General features: G+C 60.0%; 16 protein-coding genes. 3 read left to right on the forward strand and 13 right to left on the reverse strand.

What is annotated here, in order from left to right; genetic code table 11:
- The first annotated feature begins 24 nt into the window (after positions 1 to 24).
- Together PCPL58_RS22660 and PCPL58_RS22665 are read left to right on the forward strand one after the other, a co-directional pair.
- A complete protein-coding gene (locus PCPL58_RS22660) occupies positions 25 to 2,061 on the forward strand; it encodes a sensor histidine kinase (protein ID WP_003363997.1) in 2,037 nt (678 codons plus the stop codon).
- Positions 2,062 to 2,076: 15 nt separating this feature from the next.
- Complete coding sequence (locus tag PCPL58_RS22665; protein ID WP_065350501.1) at positions 2,077 to 2,655, forward strand: cob(I)yrinic acid a,c-diamide adenosyltransferase; 579 nt, start codon at positions 2,077 to 2,079, stop codon at positions 2,653 to 2,655.
- A 262-nt stretch (positions 2,656 to 2,917) separates the two neighbouring features.
- On the opposite strand, the gene PCPL58_RS22670 is transcribed toward PCPL58_RS22665, so the two are convergent.
- The 4 genes from PCPL58_RS22670 to secA all read right to left on the reverse strand — a co-directional run bounded on the left by PCPL58_RS22670 (position 2,918) and on the right by secA (position 8,623).
- Positions 2,918 to 3,868 (reverse strand): Nudix family hydrolase, encoded by a 951-nt coding sequence (locus PCPL58_RS22670; protein WP_024662628.1) that lies wholly within the window; start codon positions 3,866 to 3,868, stop codon positions 2,918 to 2,920.
- A gap of 2 nt (positions 3,869 to 3,870) precedes the next feature.
- Complete coding sequence (locus PCPL58_RS22675; protein ID WP_044308998.1) at positions 3,871 to 4,497, reverse strand: glutathione S-transferase family protein; 627 nt, start codon at positions 4,495 to 4,497, stop codon at positions 3,871 to 3,873.
- 57 nt (positions 4,498 to 4,554) lie between these two features.
- On the reverse strand, positions 4,555 to 5,772 hold the full coding sequence (gene argJ / locus PCPL58_RS22680; RefSeq protein WP_054082051.1) for a bifunctional glutamate N-acetyltransferase/amino-acid acetyltransferase ArgJ: 1,218 nt from the start codon (positions 5,770 to 5,772) through the stop codon (positions 4,555 to 4,557).
- Positions 5,773 to 5,881: 109 nt separating this feature from the next.
- A complete protein-coding gene (secA, locus tag PCPL58_RS22685) occupies positions 5,882 to 8,623 on the reverse strand; it encodes a preprotein translocase subunit SecA (protein ID WP_065350502.1) in 2,742 nt (913 codons plus the stop codon).
- A 305-nt stretch (positions 8,624 to 8,928) separates the two neighbouring features.
- Between secA and PCPL58_RS22690 the strand changes: the two genes are divergently transcribed.
- Positions 8,929 to 9,384 carry a DUF721 domain-containing protein gene (locus PCPL58_RS22690; RefSeq protein ID WP_003313540.1) on the forward strand — a complete coding sequence of 152 codons (456 nt, stop codon included), beginning with the start codon at positions 8,929 to 8,931 and terminating at the stop codon, positions 9,382 to 9,384.
- Positions 9,385 to 9,488: 104 nt separating this feature from the next.
- On the opposite strand, the gene lpxC is transcribed toward PCPL58_RS22690, so the two are convergent.
- The 9 genes from lpxC to murD form a co-directional block, all read right to left on the reverse strand.
- Positions 9,489 to 10,400: a UDP-3-O-acyl-N-acetylglucosamine deacetylase gene (gene lpxC, locus PCPL58_RS22695; protein ID WP_003364012.1), complete on the reverse strand. Its 912-nt coding sequence runs from the start codon at positions 10,398 to 10,400 to the stop codon at positions 9,489 to 9,491.
- A 112-nt stretch (positions 10,401 to 10,512) separates the two neighbouring features.
- Positions 10,513 to 11,700 carry a cell division protein FtsZ gene (ftsZ, locus tag PCPL58_RS22700; RefSeq protein ID WP_065350503.1) on the reverse strand — a complete coding sequence of 396 codons (1,188 nt, stop codon included), beginning with the start codon at positions 11,698 to 11,700 and terminating at the stop codon, positions 10,513 to 10,515.
- Positions 11,701 to 11,801: 101 nt separating this feature from the next.
- Positions 11,802 to 13,058: a cell division protein FtsA gene (gene ftsA / locus PCPL58_RS22705; RefSeq protein WP_003364017.1), complete on the reverse strand. Its 1,257-nt coding sequence runs from the start codon at positions 13,056 to 13,058 to the stop codon at positions 11,802 to 11,804.
- Between the two features lie 14 nt (positions 13,059 to 13,072).
- Positions 13,073 to 13,942, reverse strand: a complete 870-nt coding sequence (locus tag PCPL58_RS22710) for a cell division protein FtsQ/DivIB (protein WP_065350504.1) — start codon at positions 13,940 to 13,942, stop codon at positions 13,073 to 13,075.
- A gap of 3 nt (positions 13,943 to 13,945) precedes the next feature.
- Positions 13,946 to 14,905 (reverse strand): D-alanine--D-alanine ligase, encoded by a 960-nt coding sequence (locus PCPL58_RS22715; protein WP_065350505.1) that lies wholly within the window; start codon positions 14,903 to 14,905, stop codon positions 13,946 to 13,948.
- Positions 14,902 to 16,362: a UDP-N-acetylmuramate--L-alanine ligase gene (gene murC / locus PCPL58_RS22720; protein WP_003424493.1), complete on the reverse strand. Its 1,461-nt coding sequence runs from the start codon at positions 16,360 to 16,362 to the stop codon at positions 14,902 to 14,904. The genes PCPL58_RS22715 and murC overlap by 4 nt, the downstream gene beginning before the upstream one ends.
- Positions 16,355 to 17,425 (reverse strand): undecaprenyldiphospho-muramoylpentapeptide beta-N-acetylglucosaminyltransferase, encoded by a 1,071-nt coding sequence (murG, locus tag PCPL58_RS22725; protein WP_003431460.1) that lies wholly within the window; start codon positions 17,423 to 17,425, stop codon positions 16,355 to 16,357. The genes murC and murG overlap by 8 nt, the downstream gene beginning before the upstream one ends.
- Positions 17,415 to 18,629 (reverse strand): putative lipid II flippase FtsW, encoded by a 1,215-nt coding sequence (gene ftsW / locus PCPL58_RS22730; RefSeq protein ID WP_003431463.1) that lies wholly within the window; start codon positions 18,627 to 18,629, stop codon positions 17,415 to 17,417. Before ftsW ends, murG begins: the two co-directional genes overlap by 11 nt.
- Positions 18,626 to 19,972, reverse strand: a complete 1,347-nt coding sequence (murD, locus tag PCPL58_RS22735) for a UDP-N-acetylmuramoyl-L-alanine--D-glutamate ligase (protein WP_065350506.1) — start codon at positions 19,970 to 19,972, stop codon at positions 18,626 to 18,628. The genes ftsW and murD overlap by 4 nt, the downstream gene beginning before the upstream one ends.

The following is a 19,972-nucleotide window of genomic DNA, read 5'->3' on the forward strand; positions in this document are numbered from 1 at the left end:
TCACCCGTCACTGCGACTTGCCCAATGCCCTTGCGCCAACGCCTGGAAAACCTGCCAGTCGGCCAGAAACTGCTGGCCGCCCTGCTGGTCCTGATGACCACCGTACTGCTGGTCGCCAACCTGACCTTCATCAGCGCGGCCTATTACATCTCTCAGGAGGCGATGGCTCCGCAGGCCCTGCAGACCATTGGCCGGCTGATCAGCAGCGCCAACCTCAACGAACGGGCCTTGTACTCGCCTGATGAGGCGCGCGCGCTGCTCAAGGAACTGAGAAGCTACGGGCCGTTACGTGCCGCAGCCCTGTATGACAACAACGGCGAGCGGCTTGAGCAGATGCATCAGGGCGAAAGCCTTGAGCTGCCCAGACACTTCAAAGACATGGACAACTGGCGCCTGACCGAATTTCGCAGTACGCAGGTCATTACCGTACCGAAGGGCGACGAGCCGCCAGGGCACTTGTTGCTGGTTGCCAGCAGTGAGCTGCCACCAGCGTTTTACACCGGTACGCTGACTGCCAGCCTGGGCATTCTGGTGTTCAGCGTGTTGCTATGGCTGGTGGTGGCACGGCAGATTCGGCGCCTGATTACTGAACCTATTTATCAGCTTGAAGAACTGTCCCGGCAGGTGACCCGCGAAGAGAACTACGCACTCCGCGCAGAACCCGGTAACGAGGATGAAATCGGCAGCCTGGCCGAGGCGTTCAACACCATGCTGTCGCGTATCGAGGCGCGTGAACAGCAACTCAAGCGCGCGCGGGACGATTCGCAGGAAGCCTACGATCAGGCCCAAGGGCTGGCCGAGGAGACACGCCACACCAACCGCAAGCTGGAGCTGGAAGTCCAGGTGCGCAGCAAGATCGAGAAGAAGCTCACCGGCTTCCAGAACTACCTCAACAGCATCATCGACTCGATGCCGTCGGCGATGATCGCGCTGGATGAACAGCTGTACGTCACCCAGTGGAATCAGGAGGCGACGGCATTGTCCGGGACGACTCTGGACGAAGCGCTGAACCAGCCGATCTTCCTGGCCTTCGAGCCGATGCGCTCGTTTCTGCCGCAGATCAAGCACACCGTCGAGCGCCACAGCGTGACCAAGATCGAGCGCGTGACCTGGATCAAGAATGACGAGTCCCGCCACTACGCGCTGACGTTCTACCCATTGACCGGTGATGCCGGGCGCGGCGTGGTGATCCGGATCGATGACATCACCCAGCGCATATCGCTGGAAGAAATGATGGTGCAGTCGGAAAAAATGTTGTCCGTCGGCGGGCTGGCAGCAGGCATGGCGCATGAGATCAACAACCCGCTGGGCGCCATTCTGCACAACGTGCAGAACATCCGCCGGCGGCTGTCCCCGGAGCTGCCGAAGAACATCGAGCAGGCCGAGGCCGACGGCGTCGATCTGGCGCAGGTCAACCATTACCTGGAAAGCCGCGAAGTGCCCAAACTGCTCGACGGCATTCAGCAGGCCGGTGCCAGGGCTGCAAAAATTGTCAGCCACATGCTCAATTTCAGCCGCCTGAGCAGTCGTCAGTTATCACCCTGCGACTTGCCGGCCTTGATCGATCAGGCCGTGGAGATCGCCAGTAACGACTTCGATCTGACCATCGGTTTCGACTTCAAGGGCCAGCACATCATCCGTCAGTTCGACCCCGAACTGGGTCCGGTGCCGTGTATTGCCAACGAGCTGGAGCAGGTGCTGCTGAACCTGCTGAAGAATGCCGCGCAGGCCATTCACCAGCGGCCGGAGAGCGAAGAGCCCGGGCGCATTACCCTGCGCACGCGCCTCAATCCGCCGTGGGCCGAGATCCAGGTCGAGGACAACGGCATCGGCATGTCGGAGAACATCCGCAAGCGTACGTTCGAGCCGTTTTTCACCACCAAGGAAATCGGCCAGGGCACCGGACTGGGCTTGTCGGTGTCCTACTTCATTGTCACCAACAACCACAAAGGCCAGATGGAGGTACATTCCTCTCTCGGCACAGGCACCTGCTTTACGCTGCGTCTACCGCTGGTGGCCAACCAGGTGAGCGTTCAGCAGCAGGTCATTTCAAAATCCTGATCAGGAATCGCATCAATGGGCTTTCGTTTGTCGAAGATTTACACGCGCACTGGCGATGCCGGTGAAACCGGTCTGGGCGATGGCGGTCGGGTCTCCAAGGATCATCCGCGCGTCGAGGCCATCGGTGAGGTCGATACGCTCAACAGCCAGCTGGGGCTATTGCTGGCAGGGTTGATCGATGAAGCTCAGCGCGTCCCGGCCCTCAAGGAAGTGATCGAAGTACTTGCACCGTGTCAGCACCGTCTGTTCGATCTGGGCGGCGAACTGGCCATGCCGACCTACAAGGCGCTGAACGAAGCCGAGGTCGAGCGACTGGAGGCCGCCATCGATGTCTGGAATGACGAACTGGGGCCACTGGAGAATTTCATTTTGCCAGGCGGTTCATCGCTGATCGCCCAAGCGCACATCTGCCGTAGCCTGGCGCGCAGTGCAGAACGTCGCTGTCAGCATCTGAATGCTGTCGAGCCGCTGGAAGGCGCAGGGCTGGCGTATATCAACAGGCTGTCGGACCTGCTGTTCGTCGCTGCTCGATTGATCGCCAGAAGACAGGGCATTGCCGAGATCCTTTGGCAGCCCGCGCCCAAGCCGGTTTGACGGGCATATCCATTACACGGAGCATCACAGAAGACACCCTCACGCCAGCGGCCTGGCGTTATGTATAGGCCTTGTGGGATTGAGCGGGGCGGGCTCACGAAGACATCTGTCCAGACGCCCCATTTTCAGGGGTTTTACTGGCCTCTTCGCGAGCAAGCTCACTCCCACGGCCTGCGGCCAGAATCAAGAGCAGACTTGTGTATAACGTCAGGTACTCTGCGTGGGCATGCCGTTCTGGGAGCTCTGCGTCCTCTGCTGAGCGTCAGACGATCTCGTCAGGCCAGAACGCGCGAATCCCGGCCACGCCCTGTGCGCCGCTTTCCCAGGCCTGTTGACGCTCGGCAGGGCCTACGCCACCCAACAGAAAGACCGGCTTATTGAAGCCTGCAATCAGTTGCGTTGCCTGCGGCCAGCCCAGTGGCTGCGCATCCGGGTGGGTCAGGGTTGGCTGAACAGGCGACAGGGTGACGAAATCCACACCCATCTGCTCTGCCAAAGCAAGCTCTTCGGCGTTATGGCATGACGCAGCCAGCCAACGGTTCTCAGGGAACGGACGCCCGCGACTGGCGTACTTGCGCAGTTGCTCCGCCGTCAGGTGCCAACCGGCGGACGGAAAGTCGCCCAGCCACTCCAGAGGCCCTTTGAGCATGAGCTGCGCCTTGCCGGCACACAGGCCCGCCGCATCCACGGCCAGGTCACGGTACTTGGGGTCGTAACCACCCGGCGCACGCAACTGGACCAGTTTGATGCCGCCTGCGATGGCTTTCTGCATACCGCGCAACAGCTCGATATTGTCCAGCCCCTCAGGGGTGATCAGGTACTCGCCGGGCAAACGTGCCGCCGCGACGATAGGCTGATTGGCGGCCGGAAAGTCATAATTGGCCAGTTCACGCGGGCTGGCCCAGACCAGCGGCTGCCCTTCTGCACCATGCGCCAGGCCAGTGAAGGCCGAGACTTCCCAGACGTCCAGCAGCACCTGCTTGTCCGGATAGTCGTGACAAACCTTGATCAGCGGACGTGCCGCCGTCACCAGGATGCCCAGCTCTTCCTGCAGTTCACGTGCGAGCGCGGCCTGGACGGTCTCGCCCTCCTCGACCTTGCCGCCAGGAAACTCCCAGAGGCCGCCTTGATGCTGAGTGTCGGCACGTCGGGCAATCAATACGCTGCCGTCAGCGCCACGAATGACGGCGGCGGCCACATGAACTCGTTTCACCATCAGGACTCCTCCAGACCGGCCTGCTGCCAGCGCTTGAAAGCAGGCCACTGGTAAATGGTTTCGATGTACTTCAGCGCTTCTTCAGGCAACTCGACACGGTAGCTGCGCAGGCGAATGGCTACCGGGGCAAAGAACGCGTCGGCAATGCTTGGCTTGCCGAACAGAAACGGACCACTTTCGGCCGACGCAGTGCGGCATTCGGCCCACAGTTCGACGATACGGTCGATGTCGTTCTGGGTATCGACCGGAATCACTTCCAGTGCCTGATCCTGGCGCAGGTCCATCGGCATGTTCGAACGCAGACTGACAAAACCGCTGTGCATCTGCGCGCAGGCAGAACGTGCCTGAGCACGCGCGGCGATGTCACTCGGCCACAGGCCAGCATCCGGAAAACGTTCGACCAGGTATTCGCAAATGGCCAGCGAATCGATGATCGTGCCGTGCTCGCACTGCAACGCAGGGACCTTGCCGGTGGGTGAATACTTGAGAATGTTCGCACGGGTGTCAGGCTGGTTCAGGCGGATGACCTGATCGGTGAACGAAGCACCGGTCATTTCCAGCACCAGCCAGGGACGCAGCGACCAGGAGGAGTAGCGTTTGTCGCCGATAATCAGGTGCAGGCTCATGGTTCAGCTCCATTGAGCCCGGCGCGAAGACAGGATGCCGGCGCGCCGGGCATTGAATCAGGTGCGATATTCCGCGTTGATCTTCACGTACTCGTGAGAAAGATCGGTGGTCCAGATTGTTTCGCTGCAATTGCCGCGGCCCAGCTCGATACGGATGGTGATTTCTTCTTCGGCCATCACCGCCGAGCCCTGCTCTTCGGTGTAGGTCGTGGCGCGGCAGCCCTGGCTGGCGATGCACACGCCACTCAGGAATACGTCGATCTTGCTCACGTCCAGATCCGGCACACCGGCACGGCCGACAGCCGCCAGAATACGTCCCCAGTTCGGGTCGGAGGCGAACAGCGCAGTCTTGATCAGTGGCGAGTGGGCCACGGCATAACCGACGTCCAGGCATTCCTGATGATTGCCGCCACCGTTGACTTCAACGGTCACGAACTTGGTCGCACCTTCACCGTCACGCACGATGGCCTGAGCGACTTCCATGCACACATCGAACACGGCTTTCTTCAACGCTTCGAATAGCGGGCCTTTGGCCTCGGTGATTTCCGGCAGGTCAGCCTGACCGGTGGCGATCAGCATGCAGCAATCGTTGGTCGAGGTGTCGCCATCGATGGTGATGCGGTTGAACGACTTGTTGGCGCCGTCACGAATCAGGTCCTGAAGCACGCTCTGCGCCACTTTGGCATCGGTGGCGATGTAACCGAGCATGGTCGCCATGTTCGGTCGAATCATGCCTGCGCCCTTGCTGATGCCGGTCACAGTGACGGTCACGCCGTCATGGCTGAACTGACGGCTGGCGCCCTTGGGCAGGGTGTCGGTAGTCATGATCCCGGTCGCCGCAGCGGCCCAGTTATCCACAGACAGATCATCCAGCGCAGCCTGCAGAGCGCCTTCGATCTTTTCCACTGGCAGCGGCTCGCCGATCACGCCCGTCGAGTACGGCAGCACCGCAGAAGCATCGACGCCAGTCAGTTGCGCCAGTGTCTCGCAGGTACGCCGCGCCGCCACAAGACCTGGTTCGCCTGTGCCCGCATTGGCATTACCGGTGTTGGTCAGCAAATAACGCACGGTGCCCTGAACACGCTGTTTGGCCAGAATGACCGGCGCCGCGCAGAACGCATTCAAGGTGAATACACCGGCAACGCTGGAGCCTTCGGCACAGCGCATGACCACGACATCCTTGCGCCCCGGGCGTTTGATGCCGGCAGAAGAAATGCCAAGTTCAAAACCGGGAACCGGGTGCAACGCAGGCAAAGGACCAAGACCAACAGCCATCGGGGTGCTCCTCATGGAGTTTGGCGCCGTCCGCATCGGTACGGCGATCAATGAAAAAACGCCGCGACGGGCAAGCCGGTCGCGGCGCAGGTATTACACAGTCAAAGGCTTAGTTGATCTGGCCGTGACAGTGTTTGAATTTCTTGCCCGAACCACACCAGCACAGCTCGTTGCGGCCCAGTTTCTGGTCGTTGCGAACCGGCTCGGATGCAACGGCAACAGGCGCTTCGCCACCCTCTTCGTCGAGCAGCGGCTGCTCGATACCCGGTGCAGGCGCGTGTTCGAACTGCATGCGACTGGCCAGCTCTTCGGCTTCCTGACGCAGGCGGGCTTCTTCTTCCTCTGGATCTTCGCGGCGAACCTGAACATGCGAAAGCACACAAATAGTATCGCGCTTGATCGAATCGAGCAGTTCCTGGAACAGCGTGAAGGACTCGCGCTTGTATTCCTGCTTAGGGTTCTTCTGAGCGTAACCGCGCAGGTGGATACCGTGACGCAGGTGGTCCATGGTCGACAGGTGATCTTTCCACAGGTCGTCCAGCACGCGCAGGAGGATCTGCTTCTCGAAGGAACGCAGGGCTTCGGCGCTGGCCTGGTCTTCCTTCTCGTTGTAAGCCAGCAGCAGCTGCGCCATGATTTTTTCGCGCAGGCTGTCTTCGTGCAGGTTGTCGTCTTCGTCGAGCCACTGCTGGATCGGCAGTTGAACCGCGAAGTCGGTGTTGAGCGCCGATTCCAGACCGGCAACATTCCACTGCTCCGGCAGGGATTGTGGCGGAATATGCTGGCTGATCAGGTTGTTGAGCACTTCTTCACGGAAGTCGGCAATGGTCTCGCCAATGTTCTCGGCGGCCAGCAACGTGTTACGCATGTGATAAATCACTTTACGCTGTTCGTTGGCAACGTCATCGAACTCCAGCAATTGCTTGCGGATGTCGAAGTTGCGACCTTCCACCTTGCGCTGCGCTTTTTCGATGGCGTTGGTCACCATGCGATGCTCGATGGCCTCACCGGACTGCATGCCCAGCGCCTTCATGAAGTTCTTCACCCGGTCAGAGGCAAAGATGCGCATCAGGCTGTCTTCGAGCGACAGGTAGAAACGGCTGGAGCCGGTGTCGCCCTGACGGCCGGCACGACCGCGCAGCTGGTTGTCGATACGGCGCGATTCGTGGCGCTCGGAGGCGATGACGTGCAGGCCGCCCGCTTCGATCACCTGCTGATGGCGTTTCTGCCAGTCAGCCTTGATCTGCGCGATCTGCTCCGGAGTCGGGTCTTCCAGATTGGCGACCTCGACTTCCCAGTTGCCGCCCAGCAGGATGTCAGTACCACGACCGGCCATGTTGGTGGCGATGGTCAATGCACCCGGACGACCGGCCTGCGCAATGATTTCCGCTTCTTTCTCGTGGAACTTGGCGTTCAGAACCTTGTGCTCGATGCCTTCCTTGTTGAGCAGGCTGGACATGTGCTCGGAAGTTTCGATGGTCGCTGTACCCACCAGCACCGGACGGTTTTCTGCAAGGCAGGCCTTGATGTCGGTGACGATGGCGGCGTACTTCTCTTCCGCCGTCAGGTAGACGAGGTCGTTGAAGTCCTTGCGCGCCAAAGGCTTGTTAGGCGGGATGACCATCACGGCCAGGTTATAGATCTGGTGGAATTCGAACGCTTCGGTGTCGGCTGTACCGGTCATGCCGGACAGCTTGTTGTACAGACGGAAATAGTTCTGGAACGTGGTCGATGCCAGGGTCTGGCTTTCGGCCTGAATGTTCAGGTTTTCCTTGGCTTCGATAGCCTGATGCAGGCCCTCGGAGAGGCGACGACCCGGCATGGTACGGCCGGTATGCTCGTCAACCAGCAGCACCTGACCGTCGGAAACGATGTATTCGACGTTGCGATTGAACAGCTTATGCGCCCGCAGACCGGCATAGACGTGAGTCAGCAGGCCCAGGTTATGCGCCGAATAGAGGCTCTCGCCTTCAGCCAGCAGGCCGACTTCGGTGAGCATTTCCTCGATGAACTGGTGACCGGCTTCGTTCAGCTCGACCTGACGGGTTTTCTCGTCAACGGTGAAATGACCCGGCTTGGTGACTTCGCCTTCCACTTCCTCGATATGCTGCTCGAGCTTGGGGATCAGGCGGTTGATTTCGGTGTACAGCTTGGAACTGTCTTCAGCCTGACCGGAGATGATCAGCGGCGTACGCGCTTCGTCGATCAGAATCGAGTCGACTTCGTCGATCACGGCGAAATTGAGTTCGCGCTGGAACTTGTCGTCCACGCTGAACGCCATGTTGTCGCGCAGGTAATCGAAACCGTATTCGTTGTTGGTGCCGTAAGTGATATCGGCAGCGTAGGCGGCGCGCTTCTCTTCCGGCGGCTGGAATGGCGTGACGATGCCTACGGTCAGGCCGAGGAATTCGTACAGCGGACGCATCCAGTTGGCATCGCGGCGAGCGAGGTAGTCGTTCACGGTAACCACGTGAACGCCCTTGCCGGACAATGCGTTGAGGTAGACAGCCAGCGTACCGACCAGGGTTTTACCTTCACCGGTACGCATTTCCGCGATCTGACCTTCGTGCAGGGTCATGCCGCCGATCAACTGTACGTCGAAGTGGCGCATGCCCATGACACGCTTGCCCGCTTCACGAGCAACAGCAAAGGCTTCAGGGAGCAATTGATCGAGGGTCTCGCCTTTGGCTATGCGGGCCTTGAACTCTTCGGTCTTGGCGCGCAGTTGCTCGTCCGAAAGGGCCACCATTTGCTCTTCGAAGGCATTGACGATCTGTACCGTCTTGAGCATGCGTTTTACTTCACGCTCGTTCTTGCTTCCAAAAAGTTTTTTCAACAAAGGCGCAAACATATCGACAGGATCTTCCACACATAGGAATGGAGGGCGGCCCCGTGAGTCGCCCGTGCAGCCCAGATGGCCGCATGCGAACGAGCATTCTACCCGGAAACGATGGTGAGGAAAGTGGCGTTATTCCACGATGCTGGCACAGCGCTGTGACGGGGCAGGTTTACAATGGGGCCATTTTCAAGCACTTCAACCCGTTATCCGGGGAAGTTACTCATTGATTTGCATATGAAAGCACGGAAATGCCCTGAAAAGCAGCCGTCAGAACGCTTTCTGTTAAGATGTTCATCTTGTTACCCAGGCATCCCTCCATGGCCTTTCGTCCTCTGAACGCCCGCCCGCCCGCGGTTTTGCTGCGTGAAGCCAAGCCCCTGAAGGCTATATTTCGTCACGCCGAGCGACTCAGCCACTTGCAGCGCCTGCTCGAAAGCCAGCTGCAACCAGCGGCCCGGGAGCATTGTCGCGTGGCATCGTGGCGCGAAGGTACCTTGTTGCTGATCGTGACGGACGGTCACTGGGCCACGCGCCTGCGCTACCAGCAGAAACGCCTGCACCGGCAAATGATGGCCTTCGACGAATTCATCAACCTGACCCGCATTGTGTTCAAGGTGCAGCCGCCTGAAGCGCCACGCGGAGCTGCCACGCACACCATCGACCTGTCGGCAGTGGCTGCCGAAAACATTCAGGCCACCGCTGAAGGCATCACCGATCCGCGCTTGCGTGCCGCACTGGAAAGACTGGCCAGCCATGCAAAGGACAGGAAGTAACCCTGCCTGATCGCCGCCAGCACTGACTTCCCCTGAAAAACCCATAAAAAAAGGCCACCCGAGGGCAGCCTTTAAAGAACAAAAGGAAAGAGAGTAAAGCTTGCTTACACGGCCGCGACAGGACGCATGTAAGAAATAGGTGCCGTACTGGCATCCTCGAAAGTCACCACTTCCCAAGCGTCTTTCTGCTCGATCAACGTACGCAGCAGACGGTTGTTCAGTGCATGCCCCGATTTGAAACCCCGGAACTCACCAATCAGGCTGTTGCCCAGCAGGTAGAGGTCACCGATGGCGTCGAGGATTTTGTGTTTAACGAATTCGTCCTCGTAACGCAGGCCGTCTTCGTTCAGTACACCGTCCTTGTCGACCACGATGGCGTTTTCCACGCTGCCGCCGAGTGCGAGGTTGTGCTTGCGCAGGTACTCGATATCACTCATGAACCCGAAGGTCCGGGCACGGCTGACTTCCTTCACGAAGGAAGTACTGGAAAAGTCCACGCTTGCACTCTGGGTGCGGTCACGGAAGACGGGGTGATCGAAATCGATCTCGAAACTGACCTTGAACCCTTCGAAAGGCACAAAAGTAGCGCGTTTACCGCCCTCCTCGACTGTGACTTCACGCAGGATACGGATGAATTTCTTCGGCTCGTCCTGTTCTTCCAGGCCTGCCGATTGAATCAGGAATACGAAAGGGCCTGCGCTGCCGTCCATGATAGGAACTTCGGAGGCAGAGAGCTCGACGTAGGCGTTATCGATGCCAAGGCCAGCCATGGCCGAGAGCAAGTGTTCTACCGTGTCGACTTTGACATCACCATTGACCAGAGTGGTCGACAGAGTGGTGTCACCGACGTTTTCCGCACGCGCAGGGATCTGCACGACGGGGTCAAGGTCAGCTCGGCAAAACACAATGCCGGTATTCACAGGTGCGGGCTTGAGGGTCAGGTAAACCTTCTCCCCGGAGTGCAGGCCTACACCTGTGGCACGGATAATATTTTTCAGGGTGCGTTGTTTTATCATGGCATGGGCCGCTTCAGCGCAAGTTGCGAACTGGTATCAACAAAGGCTGGCGATGATAGCAGACCATGCCTTTGCTGAACACCAATCACCCTAATACCCCTGATACATTTCATCAATCGGCCTGACGACGCAGGAAAGCCGGGATGTCCAGGTAATCGAGATCATCGTTTAGATTCATCTTCGCCGCTGCTGTAGCGCCTGCGTGTGCCTGATTGCGCATCACGGTAGGACGATCCAGGTCACGGTAGTTGACCGACGGTGCTTCCTGACGGGACGCCTGCTGCGCAGGAGCCTGCTGGGTGGTCTGCAGCGTGTTGTCGATGACCTTGACAGGTTTCTCGATTTTCGCGCCCAGGCCGGTGGCAACCACGGTCACGTGCAACTCGTCACGCATGTCCGGATCGATAACGGTACCGACCTTGACCATCGCGTGCTCGGAAGCGAACGCTTCGATGATGCTACCCACGTCCGAGTACTCACCCAGAGACAGGTCAGGACCGGCAGTGATGTTGACCAGGATGCCGCGAGCGCCCTGCAGGTTGACGTCTTCGAGCAACGGGTTGCGGATCGCCGCTTCGGTCGCTTCACGTGCACGGTTAGGACCGCTGGCGCAGCCAGTGCCCATCATCGCCATGCCCATTTCGCTCATCACGGTACGCACGTCGGCGAAGTCGACGTTGATCATGCCCGGACGCTTGATGATGTCGGAGATACCGCGAACGGCACCGGCCAGTACATCGTCAGCCTTGGCGAAAGCCGACAGCAGGCTGGCGTCTTTACCGAGGATGGTCAGCAGCTTCTCGTTGGGAATGGTGATCAACGAGTCGACGCTTTCGGACAGCATGCGGATGCCTTCATCGGCGATCTGCATACGCTTGCGACCTTCGAACGGGAACGGACGGGTCACGACTGCGACCGTCAGAATACCCATTTCCTTGGCCACTTCAGCAATGATCGGAGCTGCACCGGTACCGGTACCGCCGCCCATGCCAGTGGTGATGAAAACCATGTTGGTGCCCTGCAGAACTTCTGCAATGCGCTCACGATCTTCCAGTGCGGCCTGACGACCGACTTCAGGATTGGCGCCAGCGCCAAGGCCCTTGGTCACGCCGGTGCCCAGTTGCAGAATGGTCCGCGCGCCGATGTTTTTCAGCGCCTGAGCATCGGTGTTGGCGCAGATGAATTCCACGCCTTCGATGTTGCTCTTGACCATGTGATTGACAGCGTTGCCGCCACCACCGCCTACGCCGATAACCTTGATAACCGGGCTTTGCGGGACGTTGTCTACGAGTTCGAACATTTTCTCTCTCCTTCCGCTTTCTAGTTAGTTTTGCCTACTGCCTGCCGATACTGCTGGTGAAGCCCTGAATCTGAAGCTGTGAAACCGTTGAACGTTGAAACTTAGAAATTGCCCTGCACCCAACGCTTGATACGCTCAAGCACCGGTGCCTTGGTTTCGTCGCTGTAGCTGCTGTTGCCGACAATCCCGGACAGCGAAATGCCATCCGATTGTTTTTGCAGCCCGTACATCAACAGGCCTACGCCGGTTGAGTAAATCGGGTTGCGGACGACATCAGCGAGCCCTTTGACGCTGTGCGGTACGCCCAGGCGAACCGGCATGTGGAAGATTTCCTCGGCCAGTTCGACCGCACCTTCCATTTTCGCTGTGCCCCCGGTCAGCACGATGCCGGCCGGGATCAGGTCTTCGTAGCCGCTGCGGCGCAGTTCGGCCTGGATCAGGGTGAACAGCTCGTCGTAACGAGGCTCTACCACTTCGGCCAGGGCCTGACGCGACAGCTCGCGAGGTGGGCGGTCGCCCACGCTCGGCACTTTGATGGTTTCGCCTGCACCGGCCAGCTTGGCCAGCGCACAGGCATAACGAATCTTGATTTCTTCGGCGTACTGGGTCGGAGTGCGCAACGCCATGGCGATGTCGTTGGTCACCTGATCACCCGCAATCGGGATAACCGCTGTGTGGCGAATGGCGCCTTCGGTGAAGATCGCGATGTCGGTGGTGCCGCCACCGATGTCCACCAGGCAGACACCCAGTTCTTTCTCGTCATCGGTCAGCACGGAATACGCCGAGGCCAACTGTTCGAGAATGATGTCGTCGACTTCCAGCCCACAGCGACGTACGCACTTCTCGATGTTCTGCGCCGCGTTCACCGCACAGGTCACCACGTGAACCTTGGCTTCCAGACGTACGCCGGACATGCCCAGGGGCTCACGCACGCCTTCCTGGTTATCGATCACGTAATCCTGAGGCAAGGTGTGCAGCACGCGCTGGTCGGCAGGAATGGCCACCGCCTGAGCAGCATCGAGCACACGCTCCAGATCCGCAGAGCTGACTTCGCGATCACGAATCGCCACGATGCCGTGTGAGTTCAGGCTGCGAATGTGGCTGCCTGCCACACCAACAAATGCCGAGTGGATACGGCAGCCGGCCATCAGCTGCGCTTCTTCGATTGCGCGCTGGATCGACTGCACGGTCGATTCGATATTCACCACCACGCCCTTCTTCAGGCCGCGGGAGGGATGGGTACCGATACCCACGATTTCCAGCGAGCCATCGGCCGCGACTTCGCCTACCAGTGCCACCACCTTGGAGGTACCGATATCCAGCCCGACGATCATTTTGCCGCTTTGCACATTTGCCATGGTCCTGCCTCTTATCAATTCTTCGCGACGGCGGGTTTTTCCGTCGCCGGCGCTGCCTGTTCGCGCCAACCGACCGCAAGGCCGTTGGAGTAACGCAAGTCGACGCGCGCGATATTCGTTATTTGGTCTTTCAGCGTTTTGTCGTAAATCGCGATGAAGCGGCGCATTTTTTCGACAAGGTGGTCGCGTCCAAGCAACAACTCGATACCCGGGCCAGCACTACCGGCACCTGTCGTCAGGAACCAGCTGCCACGCTCGCGCAGCTCCAGGCGCACGATGGAGAAGCCCATCGGGCGCAACATCTGACTCAACACCTGATACTGCTGCATCACCTGCTGTTGGGCCCGCTGCGGACCGAACAACTGGGGAAGATGTTCGTAATTGGACAGTTCACGCGGTGTGAAAGCCTGCCCCTGGTTATTCAACAGCGCTTCATCGCCCCAACGGGCAACCGGCAACTGCTCTTCAAGACGAATCACGACCTGATCCGGCCATACACGACGGACCTCGGCGTGCGCGATCCATGGCATCTGCTCAAGCTCGGTGCGCATGGCAGCCAGATCGATCTTGAAAAAGCTCGACGCCACATAAGGCGCAATCCGCTGCTGCACAGCCTGCTGGCTGATGTAACTCAAATCGCCCTGCACGTTGATGCGGGTGATCGGGCGGTCGGCGTACGGCAGCAGACGCTGTGCTGCCTCATAAGTACCGAAGCCCAGAACCACCAACAGCACAGGCCAGAGCAGACGCTTCAGAAAACTGAAGTTGGCCTTGGGCAGGCGCGCCGACAAGGGCTCCTTGGCCACCATACGGCTGGCGCCGCGCGGCACCGGCTTGTTGCGGCCGGGAGCAGGTGGTTGAGGACGTGTCGACGCGCCGTACATGCCTTAACCTCTCGCCTGAACGCTGTCGGCCAGAATCGCCAACACAAGTTGTTGAAAATCCAGACCTGCCGCACGGGCCGCCATAGGCACCAGACTGTGATCGGTCATGCCGGGTACAGTATTAACTTCCAGTAACCAGAACTTGCCTTGTGCGTCCTGCATGACATCCGTGCGCGCCCAGCCTGCAATGCCGATGGCATCGCAAGCACGTGCTGCAAGTTTTTTGAGTTCCTGTTCCTGCGCATCGCCAAGTCCGCACGGAATCCGATACTGGGTATCGGACGCCAGGTACTTGGCATCGTAATCATAAAAACTATGAGGAGTGCCCAGGCCGATGGGAGGCAACACCTGGCCACGCAGAGACGCCACAGTGAACTCAGGTCCCTGAATCCACTGTTCGACTAATACTTGCGAATCGTAGGTACTGGCGGCTTTCCAGGCGGCGATCAATTCATCGACGCTGTTCACCTTTGCCATACCGATACTTGAACCTTCATGGGCCGGTTTGACGATCAAAGGCAGGCCCAGTTCCGTCACGGCGCAAATACAATCACTCTCGTTTTCAAGAACGGCATGCAGCGGTGTGGCGAGGCCGAGACTCTGCCAGACCTGCTTGGTGCGCAACTTGTCCATCGCCAGGGCAGAAGCCAGTACGCCACTGCCGGTATAAGGGATTTCCAGGCACTCCAGCAGGCCTTGCATGGTGCCGTCTTCACCGCCACGTCCGTGCAGAACGATAAAGGCACGGTCGATTTTCTCGCTGACCAGTCGCTGCAGAAAGTCATCGCCCACATCGATGCCGAACGCATCCACGCCAGCCTCGAGCAACGCGCCGAGCACGGCATTACCCGAGTTCAGCGAGACCGCCCGCTCGGCACTCTTGCCACCGAAGAGCACGGCGACACGGCCGAAGCTTTTCGGCTCGAGTGTCGAGCGCAGGGACGACTGGGCGACGGCTGTCATTTCAGCTTCCCTTCGGTGGAGGCCACTTTGGCACCGGCGAACAGTGGGCTTTTCAGCAGCTGTGGCGCAAGACCACCGATGTCGCCAGCGCCCTGACACAACAGGATGTCGCCGGCACGCAACAGCGGCTTGACCAGCGGCGCCAGCTCGACACCACGCTCGATGTAGATCGGGTCCAGCTGGCCACGCTGACGAATGCTGTGGCACAGGTTGCGGCTGTCCGCACCAGGAATCGGTTCTTCACCGGCCGGGTAGACTTCCATCAGCAGCAGCACATTGGCGTCCGCCAGCACCTGCACGAAATCGTCGTACAGGTCACGGGTGCGACTGAAACGGTGTGGCTGGTAGACCATCACCAGACGACGGTCAGGCCAGCCGCCACGCACAGCGTTGATAACGGCAGCGACTTCGCGCGGATGGTGACCGTAGTCATCGACCAGCATCACGTTGCCGCCGTCAACCGGCAGCTCGCCGTAGACCTGGAAGCGCCGACCGACGCCCTGGAACCCGGAAAGGCCCTGAACGATGGCCTCGTCGCTGACGCCCTCGTCGGTGGCGATAGCGATGGTCGCCAGCGAGTTGAGTACGTTGTGATTGCCGGGCATGTTCACCGACACATCCAGCGGCTCGCGGTCGCGGCGCAGTACGGTGAAGAATGTCAGCATGCCGTCCTGACGCACATTGATTGCACGTATATCGGCAGACTCGCTGAAGCCATAGGTCAGCGTCGGACGCTTGACCAGCGGCAGAATTTCACGCACCACCGGATCGTCGATGCACATCACCGCCAGCCCATAGAACGGCAGGTTGTGCAGGAACTCGACAAAGGTCTTCTTCAGTTTGTTGAAGTCGCCTTCGTAGGTCGCCATGTGATCGGCGTCGATATTGGTGACCACAGCGACCAGAGGCTGCAGGTGCAGGAAGCTGGCGTCGCTCTCATCGGCTTCGGCGATCAGGTAGCGGCTGGTGCCCAGCTGCGCATTGGTGCCCGCCGCGTTGAGACGGCCGCCAATCACGAAGGTCGGGTCCAGGCCGCCGGCAGCGAATACCGAAGCGATCAGGCTGGTGGTGGTGGTCTTGCCGTGCGTACCGGCAACAGCGATGCCGTGGCGATAACGCATCAGCTCGGCGAGCATCTCGGCACGCGGTACGACCGGAATGCGGCGCTCCAGCGCGGTGGCCACTTCCGGGTTGGAGGTGTTGACGGCACTGGACACTACCAGCACGTCGGCACCGATGGTGTTCTCGGCACGATGGCCGATAAAAATCTGTGCGCCGAACGATTCCAGGCGCTCGGTCACGGCCGAGCCCTTCAGGTCGGAGCCCGAGACTTCGTAACCCAGGTTCAACAACACCTCGGCGATCCCGCACATGCCGACACCGCCGATACCGACGAAGTGGATACGACGGATACGGCGCATTTCAGGTTGTGGCATGGCGCGTTGATTCTCAACCATGGGCCACCTCCACACAGACGTTGACGACAGTGCTGGTTGCATCAGGCATGGCCAGGCTGCGTGCAGTGCGGGCCATGCTGTTCAATTGTTCGGGTTGCATCAAAACCTCTTTCAGGCGTGCTGCCATCTCGGCGGCGCCAGTTGTCGCTTGCGGCATGACGAAGGCTGCGCCTTCGCGAGCCAGATAGTCAGCGTTACGTGACTGATGGTCATCAATCGCGTGGGGCAGCGGTATCAGCAACGACGGCAGGCCGGCGGCGGCCAGTTCGCTGATGGTCAATGCGCCTGCGCGGCAGACCACCAGATCGGCCCAGCCATAGGCTTGGGCCATGTTCTGTATGAATGGCGCAACCTGCGCCTCGACGCCCACGTTGCGATAGCGCTCGGCGGTGACTGCGTCATGATTCTTGCCCGACTGATGAAACACTTCGGGCTGGATGTCCTGAGGCAGCTGAGAAAGCGCCTCGGGCAGCAATTTGTTCAACGGCTCCGCGCCCAGGCTTCCGCCCAGTACCAGCAGACGAGCCTTGCGTCCGGCCAGAGCCTGACGCGGTGTTTCCAAAAACAGCTCGACACGCACCGGGTTGCCGGTGGTGCGACGCTTGGATGAATCCGCAAAGGTGTTCGGGAACGCTTCGCACACCCGGCTGGCGAACGAGGCCAGACTGCGGTTGGCGGTACCGGCAACGGCATTCTGCTCGTGAATGATCAACGGTACGCCTGCCAGCTTCGCCGCCAGACCGCCAGGGCCGGTGACGTAGCCACCGAAGCCGACCACGCAGACCGGTTTCACCTCACGCACAACCTTGCGTGCCTGCATCAGGGCCTTGAGCAACATGAACGGCGCCTTGAGCAGCGACAAGCGGCCCTTGCCACGCAGACCGGTAACGTTGATCAGGTGCAGCGTCAGACCGGCCTGCGGCACCAGTTCGTTTTCGATACCACGCGGCGTGCCCAGCCAATGGACCTTGTAGCCGCGTGCCTGGAACTCGCGCGCACAGGCCAGCGCCGGGAATACATGCCCGCCGGTCCCGCCTGCCATGATCAGCACGTTAGCGTCCATGCGGTGTGTCCTCGGCGAAGTCGCTTTCCTTGAACTCGGCTTCTTCACTGCCCATGTTGTTGCGCGACTCCCACTCGATGCGCAGCAGCAGCCCGAGGCTCGCGCAGCAGATCACCAGCGAGCTGCCGCCGTAGCTGAGGAACGGCAGGGTCAGCCCCTTGGTAGGCAGCAGACCGACGTTCACACCGATGTTGATCAGGAACTGACCGATCCACAGGAACGAAAGGCCGTAGGCCACATAGGCACCGAAGAACTGCTTGGCGCGCTCGGCCCACATGCCGATGTACATGCCGCGAATACTGACGAACAGGAACAGCGCGACGGTGATCAGCGAACCCACCACGCCCAGCTCTTCTGCAAGTACCGAGAACACGAAGTCGGTGTGCGCTTCCGGCAGATAGAACTGCTTCTGCACGCTGTTGCCCAGCCCGACGCCGAACCACTCGCCGCGACCGAAGGCGATCAGTGCCTGGGTCAATTGATAGCCGGAACCGAACTGGTCGGCCCACGGATCGGTAAAGTTGGTCAGACGCGCCATCCGGTAAGGTTGGGCCTGGACCAGCACCACCACAGAAGCGACCGCCAGCACCACCATCAGCGAGAAGCGGAACAGGCCGACACCGCCGAGAAACAGCATGGCTGCCGCCGAGCCCATCATTACCACGGTCGCACCGAAGTCAGGTTCCATGAGCAGCAGACCGGCCATCGGCAGCAGCACGATGAACGGCTTGAAAAAGCCCATCCAGCTTTCGCGAACTTCCTGCTGCTGACGAATCAGGTAGCCGGCAAGGAAGATCACTACGAATACCTTGGCGATTTCCGACGGCTGTACGTTGAACGCGCCGAAACCGATCCAGCGCATCGAACCGTTTACCTCGCGCCCGATTCCCGGCACCAGTACCAGCAGTAACAAGCCGAACGCGCCAAGCAGCATCATCCAGCCCAGGCGTTGCCAGGTGGCGACCGGAATCATCATGGTCACGCCGCAGGCACCCAGACCGATCAGCAGATAAACCAGGTGACGGGTCATCATGTACAGCGTGTTACCGGACTGTACGGCGGCAACTTCCGACGAGGCCGAGGTAATCATCACCAGGCCAAGGCCGAGCAGCGCCAGGCAGCCGACCAGCATCGGGAAGTCCAGGTCGATGCCTCGCCCACTGATCAGTGGCGATGGATAAGGCTTGATCACACCGAAGATCATGACAAGAACTCCACTGCCTGCGCGAACACACGTCCGCGCTCTTCATAATTCTTGAACATGTCCAGACTGGCGCATGCAGGAGAAAGCAATACGGCATCGCCACGCTGAGCCAGTTTTGCGCTGTGCTCGACAGCCGCCTGGACGGTGTCGACATGCACCAGCGGGACAGCGTCGCCCAATGCCTGGGCAATAAGCTGGGCATCACGCCCGAGCAAGACCGCCGCGCGGCAATGCTCGGCGACTGGCGCGCGCAAACCGCTGAAATCAGCGCCTTTGCCATCGCCGCCGGCGATCAGCACCAGCTTGCCGTCGATATCCGAGCCCAGCCCTTCGATGGCAGCCAGCGCGGCACCCACGTTGGTGGCTTTGGAGTCGTTGTAGTAATGAACGCCTTCGTGCTCGCGCAGCCACTGGCAGCGATGCTCCAGACCAGTGAACTCGCGCAGGCTGGCGAGCATGGCGTCGAACGGCAGGCCGACCGCATGCCCCAGGGCCAGGGCGGCAAGCGCGTTGGACTGATTGTGCGCACCACGCACTTTCAGCTCACGTACCGGCATGAGGTTTTCAAACTGGAACGCCAGGTACTTTTCGCCGTTCTCTTCACGCAGGCCGAAACCATGGAAGTCGGGCTTGTTGAGGCCGAATGTCCAGCACGGCAGGCCTTCGCCAATCAACGGACGGGACAGCGCATCCTGACGATTGACCACCACCTGCCGCGCGCCACGGAAAATCCGGTGCTTGGCCAAGTGGTAGGCAGGCAGGCCGCTGTAACGGTCCATGTGGTCTTCGCTGATATTCAGCACGGTCGCCACTTCGGCATTGAGCTGATCAGTGGTTTCGAGCTGAAAGCTGGAAAGCTCCATCACGTACAGCTCGACGTCGTCGCTGAGCAGGTCTAGCGCCGGAGTGCCGAGATTGCCGCCCACCGCCACACGCTTTCCAGCGGCAGCAGCCATTTCGCCGACCAGCGTCGTCACGGTGCTTTTCGCATTCGAGCCGGTAATGGCAATCACCGGCGCCTTCGCGTGACGCGCGAACAGTTCGATGTCGCCCGACAGTTTGACGCCACGTGCGTGAGCCTGCTGCAGGGCCGGGGTCGCCAGGGCCAGACCGGGGCTGACGTACAGCTCATCGGCACGGCAGAGGAAATCCACGTCCAGCTCGCCACAACGCACTTCCACCTGCGGATAGTCGCGACGCAAGGTCGCCAGCTCAGGAGGATTCTCCCGCGTGTCGGCCACGGCAAAGGACACGCCCTGGTTCGCCAGGAAGCGAACCAGGGACATGCCGCTTTTGCCTAGACCCACGACAATGCGGAAGCGGTCGGAAACGATCAGGGACAC

The sequence above is a fragment of the Pseudomonas cerasi genome (assembly GCF_900074915.1).
Classification (GTDB): Bacteria; Pseudomonadota; Gammaproteobacteria; order Pseudomonadales; family Pseudomonadaceae; genus Aquipseudomonas; species Aquipseudomonas cerasi.

What these genes read in the sequence shown, in the direction of transcription:
- ftsA (WP_003364017.1), bottom strand. Translation starts at nt 13,058, where the DNA reads ATGGCAAATGTGCAAAGCGGCAAAATGATCGTCGGGCTGGATATCGGT.
- PCPL58_RS22715 (WP_065350505.1), bottom strand. Translation starts at nt 14,905, where the DNA reads ATGACAGCCGTCGCCCAGTCGTCCCTGCGCTCGACACTCGAGCCGAAA.
- PCPL58_RS22665 (WP_065350501.1), top strand. Translation starts at nt 2,077, where the DNA reads ATGGGCTTTCGTTTGTCGAAGATTTACACGCGCACTGGCGATGCCGGT.
- secA (WP_065350502.1), bottom strand. Translation starts at nt 8,623, where the DNA reads ATGTTTGCGCCTTTGTTGAAAAAACTTTTTGGAAGCAAGAACGAGCGT.
- lpxC (WP_003364012.1), bottom strand. Translation starts at nt 10,400, where the DNA reads ATGATAAAACAACGCACCCTGAAAAATATTATCCGTGCCACAGGTGTA.
- PCPL58_RS22660 (WP_003363997.1), top strand. Translation starts at nt 25, where the DNA reads ATGCCCTTGCGCCAACGCCTGGAAAACCTGCCAGTCGGCCAGAAACTG.
- PCPL58_RS22710 (WP_065350504.1), bottom strand. Translation starts at nt 13,942, where the DNA reads ATGTACGGCGCGTCGACACGTCCTCAACCACCTGCTCCCGGCCGCAAC.
- ftsW (WP_003431463.1), bottom strand. Translation starts at nt 18,629, where the DNA reads ATGATCTTCGGTGTGATCAAGCCTTATCCATCGCCACTGATCAGTGGG.
- murC (WP_003424493.1), bottom strand. Translation starts at nt 16,362, where the DNA reads ATGGTTGAGAATCAACGCGCCATGCCACAACCTGAAATGCGCCGTATC.
- argJ (WP_054082051.1), bottom strand. Translation starts at nt 5,772, where the DNA reads ATGGCTGTTGGTCTTGGTCCTTTGCCTGCGTTGCACCCGGTTCCCGGT.
- PCPL58_RS22690 (WP_003313540.1), top strand. Translation starts at nt 8,929, where the DNA reads ATGGCCTTTCGTCCTCTGAACGCCCGCCCGCCCGCGGTTTTGCTGCGT.
- PCPL58_RS22675 (WP_044308998.1), bottom strand. Translation starts at nt 4,497, where the DNA reads ATGAGCCTGCACCTGATTATCGGCGACAAACGCTACTCCTCCTGGTCG.
- ftsZ (WP_065350503.1), bottom strand. Translation starts at nt 11,700, where the DNA reads ATGTTCGAACTCGTAGACAACGTCCCGCAAAGCCCGGTTATCAAGGTT.
- murG (WP_003431460.1), bottom strand. Translation starts at nt 17,425, where the DNA reads ATGGACGCTAACGTGCTGATCATGGCAGGCGGGACCGGCGGGCATGTA.